Origin of the sequence: Paenibacillus sp. FSL H3-0286, assembly GCF_045040705.1 — a bacterium.
GTDB classification, from domain to species: domain Bacteria; phylum Bacillota; class Bacilli; order Paenibacillales; family Paenibacillaceae; genus Paenibacillus_AQ; species Paenibacillus_AQ odorifer.
On record NZ_CP150285.1, the window covers coordinates 310,828 to 325,946 of the forward strand.

A 15,119-nucleotide genomic window follows, 5' to 3' on the forward strand; every position below is an offset into this window, starting at 1 on the left:
AAAGTTCTTATAGTAAATGAGAAATGAGAGTTGGATAAATTGAACTTTTTAGATATATTAATTTTGATGAATCTGCTGTACAATTACCGGATAATTAGATAAGAATGCAGCCAGATGAGCACAGGAATGAGACTATGGATAAATCACCACTAAAAGTTCAGTAGTTAATCAATCTGTTACTGGCCATGAATCCTCGTGCGGATGTGTTCTGGGATGATGGAAAGGGTGAATACCGACCTCTGCTGAATGAGGATGCTGAGGAAATTGATTGCACCGGAAGAGACAGCTAAGACTGAAGCTCATATTGGTGGCTGAACAGAGTTTGATTATTGCGACCCTTGGCATACTGTATTCGGAAGAGTCATTTCAGGTATGGACCCTGTGGATACTTTAAGGCGTGGGGATGTCATGAAAAAGGTGGAAATTATCAGTTCCCTCAATATTACATTAATGTGAAATGCTATCCATTGTAATTCCTAGTATCCCGATATACAATATAAAAACAAACAAAGACAATATAGACACGGGGGAGAAACTTATGCGTAGAGGATTATCTGGAGTTATTACTTTGGTTTTGTTAACATTTTTGATTAGCGCGTGCTCCGGGGGAAATAACGCCGCTTCCACAAATACAAATCAGACGCCTACGGCTACTGAAGGATCGACAGCAAGCACTGAACCAAAAGATGGCGGCAACTTAATTATTGGGGTCGCTGCAGATCCTGTCATTCTAAATCCGAACTATGCAGGTGATCGTGTTAGTCTGACGATTGACCAAGCGCTCTACGCGCCATTGTTCCAAGTGAATAACGGAGAGAAGACCTTCTACTTGGCAGACAGCCTGACACTTTCCGAAGATAACCTGACTTATACATTGAAACTGAAAAGTGGACTAACTTGGCATGACGGAGAAAAGCTTACAGCTGACGATGTCGTGTTCACGATTGATAGCATCCTCGATGAGAAGCAAAACAGCATGCTGAGAGCGAACTTATTCATCGGTGATAAACCCGTTAAGGCAGTTAAGGTGGATGATCTGACTGTAGAGTTCAAGCTTCCGCAGGTCAGCCCAGCTTTTGAAGCTACACTAGTGCAAGTATTTCCGATTCCAAAGCATATTTTTGAGAATGAGACGGATCTAGAGAAAAGCACCAAGAATGCTGCTCCGGTTGGATCTGGCCCATTTAAATTTAAAGAATACAAAGCAGGCGAATATGTTACACTCGAGAGATTTGATAACTACTTTGGCGGCAAACCACATCTTGATTCTATAACGTACCGGATTGCTAAAGATACGAATGCTGCGAATCTCGCACTTCAGAATGGTGAGATCAACATTAAGTATCTAGATCCACAGGATGTTGGAACGATTGAGGCTTCGAACAATTTCGAAATCCTGCCTTATAGTGAAGGCCGATTGTCCTACCTGTTGTTCAATGCAAACAGTGATAGAGGTGCTCTTGCTAAAAAAGAAGTTCGTCAAGCCTTGTCTTTAGCCCTAAATCGTGATGAAATCATTCAGGCTGCTTATACTTCTAATGAGTATGCAGACCCGGCGAAGTCCTTTTTGACTCCGGATGCATTGTTCTATACTAATGACGTACCTTCTTTTGATAATGATGTAGAAAAAGCCAAAGAGCTTCTGCAATCGGCAGGGGTTAGCGATCTGAAATTGAGATTGATTGTATCGAGCGGTAATAAAGCTCAGGAAGCCATTTCACTATACGTGCAGCAAAAGCTAAAGGCCATTGGCGCTGAAGTTGAACTGCAAAATATGGATGCCTCGGCATATGGTCAGAAATTCAGTGATATGAATTCAACAGATTTTGAACTTGCGATTGCAGGTTATATTATGGGTTACGATCCTGATGCTTACAGAATTTTGTATACTTCTACTGCAGACTCTAACTACTCGCATTATAATAATGCTGAAGTCGATAAGTTGTTCAATGATGGTGCAGGAGAAGCAGATGTAACTAAACGTGGTGAGATCTATAAGAAGATCCAAGAGATCATTGCTGACGATGCACCGATTTATCCAATTGCTAATACTAAGACTATTGTAGCTGTCTCCAAGAACTACGGCGGTCTAGAAGAAGCAGTCTTGAAGCCTGTCGTTATTTTTGAAGATTTATCGAAAATCTACCTTAAATAAGAACGGGAAAAAATAAGCTGGTCAATCCAGCTTATTTTTTTACCGATATAGAACTGGGAGAATATACGTATGAGACAACTTATCGTCCGAAGATTACTGCAAACCCTGCCGATGCTGTTTTTTGTCTCGGTTGTGTGCTTTGCGATGATTAAGCTGGCTCCGGGGGATCCGGTACTATCCTTCGTTACGCCGAATATGCACGCGGATGATATTGAGCGCATCCGGCATAACCTTGGGCTGGATAAGCCAGCCTACATTCAATATTTTATATGGATCAAAGAAGTACTGCAGGGCAACTTCGGTTATTCCCTTGTGAATCATCAGCCTGTATTGGAGCAAATTCTAGAACGTTTACCTGCAACAGCAGGTTTGATGGGCAGTGCAATCGGCTTAGCCGTTCTGTTGGCGATCCCGATGGGTCTGCTTGCTGGAGCTAACCGGAACCGCTGGGTGGATAAAGTAATTAATTTTTTATCCTATATCGGAATTTCAGTGCCTTTATTTTGGCTGGCCATCTTACTTATGTACTTATTCGCAATTAAGCTGCACCTGCTGCCTATAATGGGGATGCGAACCATTGGTGTGGAATCAGCGGTTGATGTATTGAAGCATGGTATTTTGCCTTGCGCCGTATTGGCGTTTGGATTTCTGGCCGGTTACGTACGATACATCCGCTCTAGTACGATTGGACAGCTAAAAGAAGAATATGTGCAGATTCAATATGCTTTTGGATCCAGCAAGACAACGATTCTGTTCCGTCACGTGCTTAAGCATGTACTGTTGCCAGTAATTACATTGCTCGGGATGTCGATGGGTGATCTGGTGGCGGGTGCAATTGTAACGGAGACGGTATTTTCATGGCCGGGTATTGGCTCTTTAGGGATGACTGCGGTTAAAGGGATGGATTATCCCGTAATTATGGGAATAACTTTGTTCTCTTCTTTAATGCTGATCATCGGCAATCTGGTCGCGGATATTCTATATAGCTTCGTGGACCCACGAATTAAATTAACGAGGTGACCTCATGAATCGCAGTAAATGGAAAAGTGTTGGAGATGAGCTATTTACGAATAAATTGGGTGTCGCAGCCCTCATTACTTTAATCGTCTTCACACTAGGCTCTATATTTGCTTTTTTATCCGGACATGATCCGAATGCAATGGATGTTTTGGCACGTTTGAAGGCACCCGGGGCGGATCATTGGTTTGGTACGGATGATTACGGCCGGGATTATTTTGCCCGAGCTTTGTATGGTGGCCGGGTATCTTTGCTAGTTGGTTTTGCTTCAATGATCATTGCCACGGGTATAGGTGTGACGGTGGGCGTAATCAGTGGATATTTTGGCGGATGGATTGATAATCTATTGATGCGGATGCTTGATGTAGTGATGTCCATTCCATCTTTCCTTGTGCTGCTGCTGCTCAGCGTATTTTTGAAGCCGAGTGTAGGAAACATCATTTTAATCATTGCTCTATTAATGTGGATGAACATTGCCCGTGTGATTCGTGCGGAGACGATGACGATTAAAGAACGGGAATATGTACTATATGCAAAAGCTTCCGGCCAGAGCAACTTCGGAATTATTTGGCGTCATATTCTTCCGGGGCTAGTACCTGTTGTGATTGTAGGTGCGACGAATAATATCGCTTCCGCGATTATGATGGAGTCGTCCCTAAGCTTCCTTGGGTTCGGGGTACAACCTCCGAATGCCACTTGGGGCAGTATGCTTAACAATGCGCAGGGATATATCGCTCAGGCACCTTATTTGGCATTGTTCCCGGGGTTATTGATACTATTAACGGTTCTGAGCTTTAATGTTCTGGGCGATATTTTGCGGGTTGGCTTTGAACCGAAGCTGATCCGAAGATAGGAGTGTGAAGACATCATGACGGAACGGCTATTGTCTGTTGAGAATTTGAAGGTTTCCTTCCAAACTCGGGATGGAGAGAATCAGGCAGTTCGTGGCGTTAGCTTTCATATAGATGCTGGAGAAACGGTAGGGATTGTTGGTGAATCCGGAAGCGGGAAAAGTGTAACTGCGAAGGCGATTATGTCGTTGATTACACCTCCGGGTAAAATTATCGCTGGAAATATTAATTTTCGTGGTGACAATTTATCTAACCTTTCGGAAAAAGAGTGGAGAAAACTGCGCGGTAACCGTATAGCGATGGTGTTTCAGGACCCCATGACTTCTCTTAATCCTGTGAAAAAAATCGGCCAGCAGCTTACGGAGGTCATCCGGCGGCATCGCGGCTTAAATAAGGAAGCAGCGTTTAAAGAGGCAGCAAGTATCCTGCGGCAGGTGGGCATTAATAATCCTGAGCAGCGGCTGCAGCAGTATCCGCATGAATTCAGCGGCGGGATGCGGCAGCGGGTCATGATCGCTATGGCTCTTTCCTGCCAGCCAGAGCTATTGATTGCGGATGAGCCGACAACTGCGCTTGATGTAACAATACAGGCCCAAATTCTTGATCTTTTTAAAGAGCTAAAAAATAATACCAGTACAGCTATAGCGCTGATCACTCATGATTTGGGTGTGGTGGCTCAGGTATGTACACGGGTTATCGTAATGTATGGTGGACTAGTGATGGAGGAAGGTACGGTGGAGGATATTTTTTATCGCCCACAGCATCCTTACACGAAAGGTCTGCTTCGCTCCATTCCGAAACGTGACGGCAAATCGCGTGAACGTCTAATTCCAATCGAAGGCACACCTCCGGATTTGTTGAATCCTCCTTCTGGCTGTCCCTTTATGGAACGTTGCCCTAATGCTTTTGCCCGTTGCAGCGAACGTCCTCCGGTAATCGAATTATCGCCCGGTCACCGTTCGATGTGCTGGTTAGCAGATGGTGTGCAGGAGACTCCAGCCGTAGCTGGCGTTGAAGGGAGCGGTTCGGTTGAGTGACAATAAGATTCTAGTGGACGTAAATAATCTCAAAAAACATTTCTCCAAAGGCAAGGATATGTGGGGACGCGATACATCGGTGCTTAAGGCAGTAGATGGCGTAAGCTTTCAGATACGACAGGGAGAGACCTTTGGGCTGGTTGGAGAGTCGGGAAGCGGCAAGTCCACGGTTGGACGCTGCTTGCTGCGCTTATATGACTACACAGACGGTGAAGTGTCTTTTGACGGGCAGCCGCTGAGCAAGCTTGGAGAGAAGCAGCTAAAACCTTTTCGCAGACGCATTCAGTCGATCTTCCAAGATCCCTATTCATCACTTAATCCAAGCTTAAGTGTGCTTGATCTGATCAGTGAGCCGATGAAAATCCACGGTATCCACGAAGGTGAAGAACGCAAAGAAGCTGTTGCGGCATTGCTGGAAAAGGTAGGTTTAAAAAGAGAACATCTCTACCGCTTCCCGCATGAATTCAGCGGTGGCCAACGCCAGCGGATTTCGATTGCCAGAGCATTGTCCGTAAGACCTGAATTTGTTGTGTGTGATGAACCGATCTCAGCGCTGGACGTGTCTGTCCAGGCTCAGGTAGTGAACATGCTGGAGGATTTGCAGTCCGAATTCGGCTTGACCTATCTCTTTGTCGCACATGATCTGTCGATGGTACGGCATATTTCTGACCGGATCGGCGTGATGTATGGCGGTCGTCTAGTGGAGGTAGCCGAAAGTGATGAGCTGTACGAGAATCCTATTCATCCTTATACAAAGGCGCTGCTGTCTTCCATCTTGGAGACGGATCCCCGGCGGGCCAATCAGAGAATTATTTTAGACGGATATTCGCAAGAGTATGGCAGAGCTGAGACTTCCACACTACAGGAAGTAAGTCCGGGCCATTATGTTGCTTATGATTTTACGGTATGATTAGACTCTATATATAGATTGGGAGGGATCAGAATGTCAGAGAACTTAAACCGGGTAAAGTTATCCCAGTGGGATGCGTTATTGGTGGAATCACTCCGCTCCTTGGGGTGGTCTGATGAGGATATTCTTCGTAAAGTGGCAGAGGGCGATTTGCCCGTTGACGAGAGCGAATACCAATTTGATTATAAGCAGCTGACTACGTTGCAGTCAGAGCAGCCGGAGTTGTTCGGGCAAGCGGTGAAGACAGGCTATCAGATTAAATACAACACGATTCGTGGGATTCGCAGCTGGATATGGGTAGCTCTGGGCAAAGAAGCGGCTCTGGAGCTTGAGGAAGGTAAGGAAGCCGCTGAGGTGGCTTTAACCTTGGCCGAGAAGGAACGTTTGGCTTCTGTGTTATCCTTCGGTTGGCAGATCGAGAGCGATACGAAGGCAGCGGTTGGAGATACAGCTGTCTACCGGATTGCACCGATTGGACGTTAAGCTGAATAGCTACAGTAAAAAACGATTGTTGCGGGGAAGGACTCCCTGTGCACAATCGTTTTTTTGTTATATTTCTCGCTTAAATGCTTATCTTTAATATACGCTTACCGCTGGGTAAAATACCTCATAGTGTGCAGCCTCAATCCAGCTTCCTGTCTTAAAATCTCTGCCCCGGACAAGCACTTTATCGCTATACACTTCTACATAGAAGCCTTGGCTGCCCTCTTTATGTTTATCTTCATTGGTCCAAAGATAGGCGACAGAAGCAGCATTAAACATCGTTGCGATCTCTCCATCGCCAGGGAACATAGTGTTGTCTACCTCCAGCTCCCAATGGGTATGTCCAGTGAATAACAAGGTCTGAGGGTATCTCGAAAGGATTTCTTTTAATTCCTTATCTTGTGTGACACCATACCAATCTTGCGATTCCAGCGATCCGGCTACGGTGTCTTTAAGCGGTTGATGCAGGAAGAGAAAGATAGGCTGATCTGGTGAAGCTTGTTCTCCAAGCTTATGCTCCAGCCAATCAAGCTGTTCAGAAGAAAGATCACAGAATTTGGGCAATCCTTGTTCTGTCCCTAGCATAATAAAATGATAGCCATTGACCCAGTGATCATGATAGGGTCCGGACATTCCGGTCTGTGACGTATACATTCCTAAACGTGATTCCCAATTTCCGAGGCCCACATCATGATTGCCTAAGGTAAAGGTAATCCCGGGCAGTTCGGTTTTGTATTGTTTGAGGATACGAAGCATTTCTTCGTATTCAGCAGGGAAGCCGTGGTCTGTGACATCACCGATATGCATAATCCCGCTGCTGCCTTCCCCATGCGCTGCTATATCACGGAGAGCCAGCTCGAAGTTAAGATTGTACTCATGATTGCGGTCAGCAGTGACATGGGTATCCGTAATGATCTGAAAGGTGATAACTGGTTTATCTTCAGGTGATGTGTTCGTACTCATGTTTGGGCATCCTCCTTCATCTATGAACCTATCCAATACTGTTGCTGTTCGCTAATGCGTCTTGCCGCTAATATTCAGTCCTATGATCCCGACAATGATGACGGCTATCCAAAGTAGTGAGGATAGGGTTAGCTTTTCTTCAAAGAACAGGGTTCCTATGAAGGAAATCAGGATGATTCCCGCTCCTGACCATATCGCATAAGCTACGCCTACCTTAATAGAGGTGAGGGCATAATTCAGGGAGGTGAAGCTGGCTCCATAGAACAGGAACATAAGCACGGAAGGCCAGAGCTGGGTGAACCCTTGAGATATTTTCATTGAGAGGGTCCCTGAGAGTTCGAACACAATAGCCAGCGCCAGAAACATCCATGCCCATATTCCTTCTATTCTCACAGGGAAGTAACCTCAATTCTGAGCTCAGCGTAAGATTGTACAATGAGATCTGCATCCGGGAGAATATGTGTTGAAGCACTAGTACCGTCGCTTTCTGCTAGGCCGATAGCTACCTGTACACCCGCTGCTTTAGCCATTCGCATATCCCCGTTAGTATCGCCGATAACCGCTGTGTACGCGGGTTCCACGGCTAACCTTTTGCAGGCAAGCTGCACCATGTCGGGGAAAGGTTTACCCTGATCCACAAGATCTGTTCCAATTACCTCGGAGAAATAATGCCGTATGCCAAGCCATTGGAGATGTTTGTCTGCGGCCTCTGTTTCATCTGCGGTCACCACGGCGAGAGGAATGCCTGCACTCACACACTCATCAAGAAAACGATGAAGTCCCGGAAGGGAGTGAACGGGGCGTTTCTCTTCTAACCTAACATCCGCTTCGAGACGGCATTGATGGACAAGCTCCATGGACTCCGCCCAAGATAAACCTTGCAGATAACCCTGCCATGACAGAATGGCATAAAGATCACTCATAGTCCCCATAGCCAGCGGTCCGTTGCGATCATAATCGGTAATGCTCCCCTGGGCATTGTGTACAGTTCCCATTAATGCAGGGAGCTGCTCTTCTGCAATCTGTAGCCCTCTTTGTCTCATATACTTCGTGAATCTCTCTAAAAAATATTCGCCCCAGCTGCCCCAGAGGGATACGAACTGGAGCAGCGTACCATCCTTATCGAATAGAATAGCTGCTACAGCGTATCTGCCTTGTGGCGTGATGAGCTCAGACATGAAGTCCACCGCCCTTTATTTTAATTTATCAAGCGCAGCTTGCGCCGTTTCTTGTGCTTCCTTAAGTGCTTGTGCTGCTGGGATATTCTCAATCTGCACCTTATCTGCGGCGATTGTCAACGCATCGTTAATTTTGCCGCCAGTTGGGTCTTGGAAAGGTGCAGAACCATGAGAAGCTTGCATCAATGGAACCTTAATCTGTGGATTGCTTTCGCTGAATGACACAAACGCCGGGTCTTGCAATGCGGATTGGCGCACCGAAATATATCCCGTATTAATGGACCAGGACGCAGTATTCTCAGCATTCGTGAAGTAGGTTAGCCATTTCATAGCTGCTTCCTTTTCACTGTCGCTGGCTTTGGATAGAATGCCGGCCATAAGGGCTTGGGCTACGGGTTTGCCCTCGCCGATCCCAGCCCAGCCTGGCTGCTCCATAGCCGAAACAATGCTGAAGTCCAAGTCGCCCTGATCGCCGCTGGAGCCGGTGTAGCCTGCGGCTTGACCCTTCATTACATCGTCAATCGTCTTGTACCAATACTCCCAGCCTTGACCGCCGGAATGAATCCGCATGATCTTATCCTCGTGAATCCACTTGCGGAACAAATCCCAGGTTTCAATCCACTCTTTAGAGTCGACCATAACTTGTTTTCCATCCTCACTAAGGATAGTGCCTCCTTTGCTGAGTACGGCATCAATCATGTTCCCTGAACCCCACATAGGCTCCCAACCATAAAGGGTGGTTTTGCCGCCGTCCTTCACTGTCATTTTCGCAGCTGCGGCAGCCAGATCTTCCCAAGTCTTTAGTGTGCTCGCATCAATTCCATTCTTCTCAAAAACATCTTTGCGATAGTACATGACCTGCGTTGTTCCATACATCGGCAGGAAGTATTGCTTACCATCAACCTGGCCCTGATTTAGAAAGGTTTGGACAAAATCCTCTTTATTAAAATCTGGCTGCAGTGCCATAAGCTCGTCTATCGGAGCGAAATATCCTTTACGGGCCCAATCTACATTGGAGGAGAGAGCAGCCGCAGGTACTTTTCCTGTAGCGATAGCTGCTTGCAGCTTCTGTTCGGTTTCCGTGTAGTCTGCCTGCGCGATACCTTTGACAATGACCTCTTGCTGAGAGGTATTAAATTTCTGAATCAGAGCCTCCATATTCTCACCAAGCTTGCCGCCGAGACCATACCAGAATTCAATTGTTACCGGTGCATTTTGTGTGGGTGCAGCCTCTGTGGAGGGGGAGGAAGAAGCTCCATTCGCCGCTGTAACATTGCCTGTATTCGCATTTCCTCCGCAAGCTGTTAACATTGTAAATCCGGCAACCAAAGACAGGGTGGACAGTCTCTTCAATACGTTCATCATCATTCTCCTCTTATTAAAATAGAATTATTAGCTTATCCTTTGCTGGAACCAGCGGTCATATTGACACTTTGCATGATCGTTTTCTGAGCTAGTAGAAATACTAGCAGCAACGGGGCGATGGTGAATGCGCTAGCGGCCATGATCAGCGGCCATTTTAATCCGTAGGCACCTCCTTGAGTAAAGAAACTACGCAGACCCGCCGAGACTAGCTGTAGATTCGGGTCTTTGGTGATCAGCATCGGCCAGAAATAGTTATTGTACTGATCAATGAAGGTGATCAGGGCTAGCACAGCAAAGGAAGAACGTGTAATGGGGACAAGAATGGTCCACAGAATCCGCATATGTGAGGAACCGTCCACTTCTCCAGCCTCCACCAGCTCATGGGGAACCTGAAGGAAGGCTTGGCGAATTAGAAAGATGGAGAAGACACTTACACAGTTGGATAGAATTAATCCGGCATATGAATCCAGTAGATGGAGCTGGGACAATACCAAATATCCGGGAAGATAAACAGCGGTGGCTGGAACCATATAGCCGAAAAGAATAACGCCTGAGAACAGCCCTCTGAAGCGGAATTTCATATGCGTAAGCGCATAGGCCATCATCCCGGAGTTTATGACCTGCAGAATAACAATCGACACAGCGACAAATATGCTATTGCCCATATATCTGAAGAAAGGGGCTTCGTGCCAGGCGGCTGAAAAATTACTCCACAGCGGATCCTTAGGCCAGATTGTGGGCGGAGATTGCCAGATTTCATCATTGGTTTTTAAGGCGCTGGTGACCATCCAATAGAAGGGGAAGGCCATGATCAGTGCAATAGCTGTAAAAAATAGATGGCGGGTCAGCTTGCCCGCGCGTACGATCGTTGCATTCATCAGTCGTTCTCCTTTACAGCAGTTGTTATTGATAATGGGTTGTCCGTTTACTAACCTCTAGCGAGACTACGGATAGCAGCATACATATAAATACCAGAACCATTGCGACACTAGAGGCTTCTCCAATCTGAAAGGCTTCAAAGGCAGACTGATAATACATATAGAGCAAGGTGCGTGTTGATCCTGAGGGTCCACCTTGTGTAAGTACGTTAATCTGGTCGTAAGCCTGTAACGCCCCGATGATCTGTACGATGAACAGAAACAGTGTCGTTGGCGAGATTAGCGGTAAAGTAATACGGCTGAATTTTTGAACAGCATTTGCTCCATCCAGTTGAGCTGCTTCCAACAGATCCGTAGGGACATTGCGTAGTGCCACCAAGTAAAAAATCATCGCCCAGCCTACCGATTTCCATATTGTCACGAGCAGAACGCCAAGCAGCGCCCATTTAGGGTCTTGAAGCCAACCGATTTTTTCTAGACCTAAGAGGTCAAGTACAGTATTGGCAAGGCCGATTTCGGGTTCATAGATCCAGGACCAGACAATGGATACAGCCACGGTCGGCGTGACCCAAGGGGAGAACAGCAATACCTGATAGAGGGTGGACCCTTTCAGCTTCCCGTTCATCAGGAGTGCTAGTCCAAGTCCGATCAGAATAACGGGCAGCACACTTCCGGCACAGAATAACAGAGTCACTCTAAGTGCTTTATAGAAGGCAGGATTGCTGAACAGATCCAGATAGTTGGTTAGTCCGACAAAGGTTTTCTCAGGGCTCATGAAGTCCCATTCGGTAAAGCTGAGATAAAATACATAAAGTAATGGCGCTAGCCAAAATACAACGAATGGAATCATTGCCGGCAAGGTGAAGAGCACCGGTTTCAACTCCCCTATAAATCTCGAACGTTTCATTATTCTGTCGATACCCCATTCCATCTTCTGTTTTTTGCGGTATAATTCTGAGGCAAGCTCTTCCGTTCAAAAAAAATTGTACACTCATCGAGCGGCTGCGTGGTCAAGTGGACGTAAAGATCGATGCGAGATTATGTAAAAATTTAAGAGATTAGCGCAGGTAGTTGCTATTTTGTGTAAAATAGAAGGGTAGATTCTAAGTGGAATGAAGGTGCAGCTATGAAACAGGTAGCCTTTGGTGAAGAGAATAAAGACTTATCTCCACGCGAGCAGCTGCTGCGTCCGATGATCGATGCGATTGCTCAGACGATGGACCTATATGGTGCGAATTATTCATTCGGGCAGCTGTATGGAATTATGTTCTTTGAAGACCGTCCGATGACGCTTGAAGAGATGAAGAATGTGATGAATATGAGCAAGAGTAATATGAGCTATGGAGTCCGTTCTTTGATGGCCTCCAAGATGGTTACTAAGCTGGAGGAGAAGCGGGACCGAAAGGATCTGTATGCAGTGGAAACAGATTTCTTTCAGACCTTTAAGAACTTTTTTGGGATGAAGCTACAGCGGGAGATTGATGTTATGAAGCACGCTTTAGACGTTGTCATTCCTGAGCTGGAGGGATTGGTTCAAGCCGTGGATACGTCTGAGGAGGAGCGGCAATTCTGCCTGAAGGATCTGGAGAAGCTGGAGCATGCCGTTCAATATTATCATTGGCTGCAGCAGTTCGTGGACGAGCTTGGGGAAGAGAATTACTTCGCAGATAAGAGAAGGTCCTAGACCGTCTACAATCACATATAGATGTACATAATTGTATATAGATCTCCATTTTTGCGGGGTGTTCCTTAAGCCGGTTCAGGCTTGAGGTTCGCCCTCTTTTTTATGATAAAGAAACAAAAATAAGAAGAAAATGTAACCAATAGCAGGTGGAACTTCCATAAAATATATAGTTACATAGGGACAAGAAATGTTGTTAAGGAGATTCTGAGATTGAAAACAAAAAAATATATGCTGCTTGTTGTCATAGTTCTACTGCTGAGCCTTGCTGCTATTTTGAATACACAACGTGAACCTTCAACAATAACTATTAACGTAAATGGTCAAATGATAAAGACGATAGCTGCCAATCCAGCCTCGCCTGATGATCTTATGATCCCGAAGGCGGTAGCTGAACAGGCACTAAATACACAAATCGGCTGGCAGAAATCCGGACCTCTTCCAAAAGGTATTTACTACAGAGATCAGGTGGCTGTGCTGATGTATCATCATCTTTCTGAGAAGCCCATGCCACAGTTTCCTTGGGTGTTATCGGTTGATCGGTTTGATGATCAAATGAATCTGCTGAAGCAGGAAGGTTTTCATGTGATCACCATGGCGGAATACCGTGAATTTATGCTGAATAACGGCGCAGTTCCGGACAATGCAGTGCTGCTGACCTTTGATGATGGATATGAGAGTTTCTATAAATTGGCGTTCCCCGTTTTGCAAAAATACGGATATACAGCCGTCAATTTTGTTATCGTATCTACAATAGATCACCCAGATCCGAATAGCGTACCGAAGCTCACTTGGGAGCAAATGCGGGAAATGAAGCATGCTGGGATGGGATTTTATAGTCATACCTATGATTTGCACCATTATGGGATTGTCGATGCCGAGGGCGGGCAGCGGCCAGCTGCAAGTGCCTTGTTATATGTTGATGATGAGAACAGGAATGAGATGAATGTCGAATACTACAGCAGAGTTACACGTGATCTGGCTAAGGCGGAGCAAAGGCTGAAGGAAGAATTGGGCAATACGGATTCGGCGATTGCTTTTCCTTATGGGTCCTACAATGACAGATTGCTGGCTGTTTGTGATTCGCTGGGGATTTCACTGACCTTCAAAATTGAGGATGGGATTAACACCAGAGCGGATCGGAATGCCGCACGAATTAACGGGGGAAGTGAGACACTTACCGCTGCGTTGACGCTTGATCAGATGAAGCATATCGATTTGCCTATGGAATTGACCTTGAACAACCAAAAGGTGAATATGGTAAGGAATTCTCCTGAAATGAGGAAGGGAACCTTGATGGTTCCGTTTCATCAATTATGCAAAGATCTGCATATAGATATGAAATATGATCCGAAACGCCGAATCGTTGAATTGACTCATATGGATGCAGGAGCATGAAAAGTGTCACTTTTATAGATGATGAGATTACAAAAAGTGAGTAAATTCGTCATTTTAGGCGAATCACTAGTTGCTATAAGTGAATTCCTTACTGTAGACTATAAACAGAGTACTAATTGGTAAGCGAATGGAGAGAACTGATGGAATTGTTTAAGCGTTATTACGCAAATTTAACGGTCCGGCGTTTTTTGATTTTAGGATTGGTTGCTCTGCTGCTATTCAGTATTAGAGATATGCTTAATTTGGTACTGTTGACGTTTTTGATTGCGTATGTAATGAATAGCTTTCAAGTGCTGCTCACGAAGCGCATTAACAAATATGTAGCAGTTAACAGCAAAGTAATTATTGTTATTCTATACCTTGCCTTAATCGCTGTAGTTGTCATAACCCTCGTTAATTATCTGCCTAAGGTTTTTATACAGATTAAACAGTTAACGAATTTTTTGACCAATTTGACCCCTGAGAACATCCCGCAAAATGATATAGTGCAGTATATATTCGCCCAGCTTAAGGATTTGAACTATCAGTCGTACATGAAAGACGGTATTGAATATGTCTTGAAAATAAGCAATTGGGGCACCAGCTTTGTTTTATCAACTATTTTGAGCTTTGTATTTATACTTGAGAAGAACAGGATCGTTAGTTTCACTTCCCGCCTTAAAGAGAGCAAAATCTCTTGGTTCTATGTAGAGCTTGAGTATTTTGGCAGAAAATTTATCTCCTCTTTCGGAAAAGTGATCGAAGCACAAATTCTGATCGCGTTGTTTAATACATGCTTTACGGTGATCGGACTCTGGATTTTAGGTTTTCCTTACCTTTTCGCATTATCCATTATGATCTTCTTGCTCAGTTTAATTCCGGTAGTAGGTTTTGTTATCTCGCTAATCCCACTTTGTATTATTGGTTACAATATTGGTGGCCTAGTCATGACGATATACGTACTGGCAATGATTGCCGTACTGCATTTTGTAGAAGGCTACTTCCTAAATCCTAAACTGATGTCATCCAAAATGAATTTGCCTATGTTCTATACGTTTATCGTGTTGTTATTCTCTGAGCATTATCTCGGGGTATGGGGTCTGATTCTGGGGATTCCGATCTTTGTATTCTTCCTTGATATTCTGGAGATTAACAGAGAGAACAAGATAGGAACTTAGGGATTCTGTTATAAAATAAGTGTTAAATATACAAAAACCGGCTAAA

At 45.2% G+C, this 15,119-nt stretch carries 15 protein-coding genes and 1 pseudogene; 10 read left to right on the top strand and 6 right to left on the bottom strand.

Annotation, left to right across the window (positions count from 1 at the left end):
- Nucleotides 1–342: 342 nt before the first annotated feature.
- The 7 genes and pseudogenes from MHB37_RS01380 to MHB37_RS01410 all read left to right on the top strand — a co-directional run.
- A pseudogene (locus MHB37_RS01380) lies at nucleotides 343–456 on the top strand (peptidylprolyl isomerase); the annotation flags it as partial.
- A gap of 82 nt (nucleotides 457–538) precedes the next feature.
- Nucleotides 539–2,155 carry an ABC transporter substrate-binding protein gene (locus MHB37_RS01385; RefSeq protein WP_076127005.1) on the top strand — a complete coding sequence of 539 codons (1,617 nt, stop codon included), beginning with the start codon at nucleotides 539–541 and terminating at the stop codon, nucleotides 2,153–2,155.
- 69 nt (nucleotides 2,156–2,224) lie between these two features.
- Nucleotides 2,225–3,175: an ABC transporter permease gene (locus MHB37_RS01390; RefSeq protein WP_076127007.1), complete on the top strand. Its 951-nt coding sequence runs from the start codon at nucleotides 2,225–2,227 to the stop codon at nucleotides 3,173–3,175.
- Between the two features lie 4 nt (nucleotides 3,176–3,179).
- Entirely contained in the window at nucleotides 3,180–4,025 is an 846-nt protein-coding gene (locus MHB37_RS01395; RefSeq protein WP_036687295.1) for an ABC transporter permease, read from the top strand.
- Nucleotides 4,026–4,040: 15 nt separating this feature from the next.
- Nucleotides 4,041–5,060: an ABC transporter ATP-binding protein gene (locus tag MHB37_RS01400; RefSeq protein WP_076127008.1), complete on the top strand. Its 1,020-nt coding sequence runs from the start codon at nucleotides 4,041–4,043 to the stop codon at nucleotides 5,058–5,060.
- A complete protein-coding gene (locus tag MHB37_RS01405; RefSeq protein WP_280753353.1) occupies nucleotides 5,053–5,970 on the top strand; it encodes an ABC transporter ATP-binding protein in 918 nt (305 codons plus the stop codon). Before MHB37_RS01400 ends, MHB37_RS01405 begins: the two co-directional genes overlap by 8 nt.
- Before the next feature lie 33 nt (nucleotides 5,971–6,003).
- Entirely contained in the window at nucleotides 6,004–6,453 is a 450-nt protein-coding gene (locus tag MHB37_RS01410) for a hypothetical protein (protein WP_076134772.1), read from the top strand.
- 93 nt (nucleotides 6,454–6,546) lie between these two features.
- Here the strand turns inward: MHB37_RS01410 and MHB37_RS01415 are convergent, their stop codons facing one another.
- Genes MHB37_RS01415 through MHB37_RS01440 form a run of 6 tightly spaced genes read right to left on the bottom strand, consistent with a single transcriptional unit; the run spans nucleotide 6,547 to nucleotide 11,744 of the window.
- Nucleotides 6,547–7,416, bottom strand: a complete 870-nt coding sequence (locus MHB37_RS01415) for a metallophosphoesterase (protein ID WP_076186180.1) — start codon at nucleotides 7,414–7,416, stop codon at nucleotides 6,547–6,549.
- Between the two features lie 51 nt (nucleotides 7,417–7,467).
- The gene (locus MHB37_RS01420) at nucleotides 7,468–7,809 is read right to left on the bottom strand and encodes a multidrug efflux SMR transporter (RefSeq protein WP_248549163.1); all 342 of its coding nucleotides are present in this window, start codon (nucleotides 7,807–7,809) and stop codon (nucleotides 7,468–7,470) included.
- The gene (locus MHB37_RS01425) at nucleotides 7,806–8,594 is read right to left on the bottom strand and encodes an HAD family hydrolase (RefSeq protein ID WP_405168867.1); all 789 of its coding nucleotides are present in this window, start codon (nucleotides 8,592–8,594) and stop codon (nucleotides 7,806–7,808) included. Before MHB37_RS01425 ends, MHB37_RS01420 begins: the two co-directional genes overlap by 4 nt.
- A 15-nt stretch (nucleotides 8,595–8,609) precedes the next feature.
- Nucleotides 8,610–9,956, bottom strand: coding sequence for an ABC transporter substrate-binding protein (locus MHB37_RS01430; protein ID WP_081387137.1), 1,347 nt, complete (start codon nucleotides 9,954–9,956; stop codon nucleotides 8,610–8,612).
- A gap of 35 nt (nucleotides 9,957–9,991) precedes the next feature.
- The gene (locus MHB37_RS01435; protein ID WP_339189174.1) at nucleotides 9,992–10,837 is read right to left on the bottom strand and encodes a carbohydrate ABC transporter permease; all 846 of its coding nucleotides are present in this window, start codon (nucleotides 10,835–10,837) and stop codon (nucleotides 9,992–9,994) included.
- 25 nt (nucleotides 10,838–10,862) lie between these two features.
- Entirely contained in the window at nucleotides 10,863–11,744 is an 882-nt protein-coding gene (locus MHB37_RS01440; RefSeq protein ID WP_076127023.1) for a carbohydrate ABC transporter permease, read from the bottom strand.
- Between the two features lie 219 nt (nucleotides 11,745–11,963).
- Between MHB37_RS01440 and MHB37_RS01445 the strand changes: the two genes are divergently transcribed.
- From MHB37_RS01445 to MHB37_RS01455, 3 genes are all read left to right on the top strand, one after another.
- Nucleotides 11,964–12,521, top strand: a complete 558-nt coding sequence (locus MHB37_RS01445; RefSeq protein ID WP_076101159.1) for a GbsR/MarR family transcriptional regulator — start codon at nucleotides 11,964–11,966, stop codon at nucleotides 12,519–12,521.
- Between the two features lie 210 nt (nucleotides 12,522–12,731).
- Nucleotides 12,732–13,916, top strand: coding sequence for a polysaccharide deacetylase family protein (locus MHB37_RS01450; RefSeq protein ID WP_248549159.1), 1,185 nt, complete (start codon nucleotides 12,732–12,734; stop codon nucleotides 13,914–13,916).
- Between the two features lie 140 nt (nucleotides 13,917–14,056).
- Complete coding sequence (locus MHB37_RS01455) at nucleotides 14,057–15,073, top strand: AI-2E family transporter (RefSeq protein ID WP_076101160.1); 1,017 nt, start codon at nucleotides 14,057–14,059, stop codon at nucleotides 15,071–15,073.
- The last annotated feature ends 46 nt before the right edge of the window (nucleotides 15,074–15,119 follow it).

Excerpts from the sequence above, each read along its gene's own strand:
- MHB37_RS01385 (WP_076127005.1), top strand. The coding sequence starts at position 539 with ATGCGTAGAGGATTATCTGGAGTTATTACTTTGGTTTTGTTAACATTT.
- MHB37_RS01390 (WP_076127007.1), top strand. The coding sequence starts at position 2,225 with ATGAGACAACTTATCGTCCGAAGATTACTGCAAACCCTGCCGATGCTG.
- MHB37_RS01395 (WP_036687295.1), top strand. The coding sequence starts at position 3,180 with ATGAATCGCAGTAAATGGAAAAGTGTTGGAGATGAGCTATTTACGAAT.
- MHB37_RS01400 (WP_076127008.1), top strand. The coding sequence starts at position 4,041 with ATGACGGAACGGCTATTGTCTGTTGAGAATTTGAAGGTTTCCTTCCAA.
- MHB37_RS01410 (WP_076134772.1), top strand. The coding sequence starts at position 6,004 with ATGTCAGAGAACTTAAACCGGGTAAAGTTATCCCAGTGGGATGCGTTA.
- MHB37_RS01415 (WP_076186180.1), bottom strand. The coding sequence starts at position 7,416 with ATGAGTACGAACACATCACCTGAAGATAAACCAGTTATCACCTTTCAG.
- MHB37_RS01425 (WP_405168867.1), bottom strand. The coding sequence starts at position 8,594 with ATGTCTGAGCTCATCACGCCACAAGGCAGATACGCTGTAGCAGCTATT.
- MHB37_RS01430 (WP_081387137.1), bottom strand. The coding sequence starts at position 9,956 with ATGAACGTATTGAAGAGACTGTCCACCCTGTCTTTGGTTGCCGGATTT.
- MHB37_RS01435 (WP_339189174.1), bottom strand. The coding sequence starts at position 10,837 with ATGAATGCAACGATCGTACGCGCGGGCAAGCTGACCCGCCATCTATTT.
- MHB37_RS01440 (WP_076127023.1), bottom strand. The coding sequence starts at position 11,744 with ATGAAACGTTCGAGATTTATAGGGGAGTTGAAACCGGTGCTCTTCACC.
- MHB37_RS01445 (WP_076101159.1), top strand. The coding sequence starts at position 11,964 with ATGAAACAGGTAGCCTTTGGTGAAGAGAATAAAGACTTATCTCCACGC.
- MHB37_RS01455 (WP_076101160.1), top strand. The coding sequence starts at position 14,057 with ATGGAATTGTTTAAGCGTTATTACGCAAATTTAACGGTCCGGCGTTTT.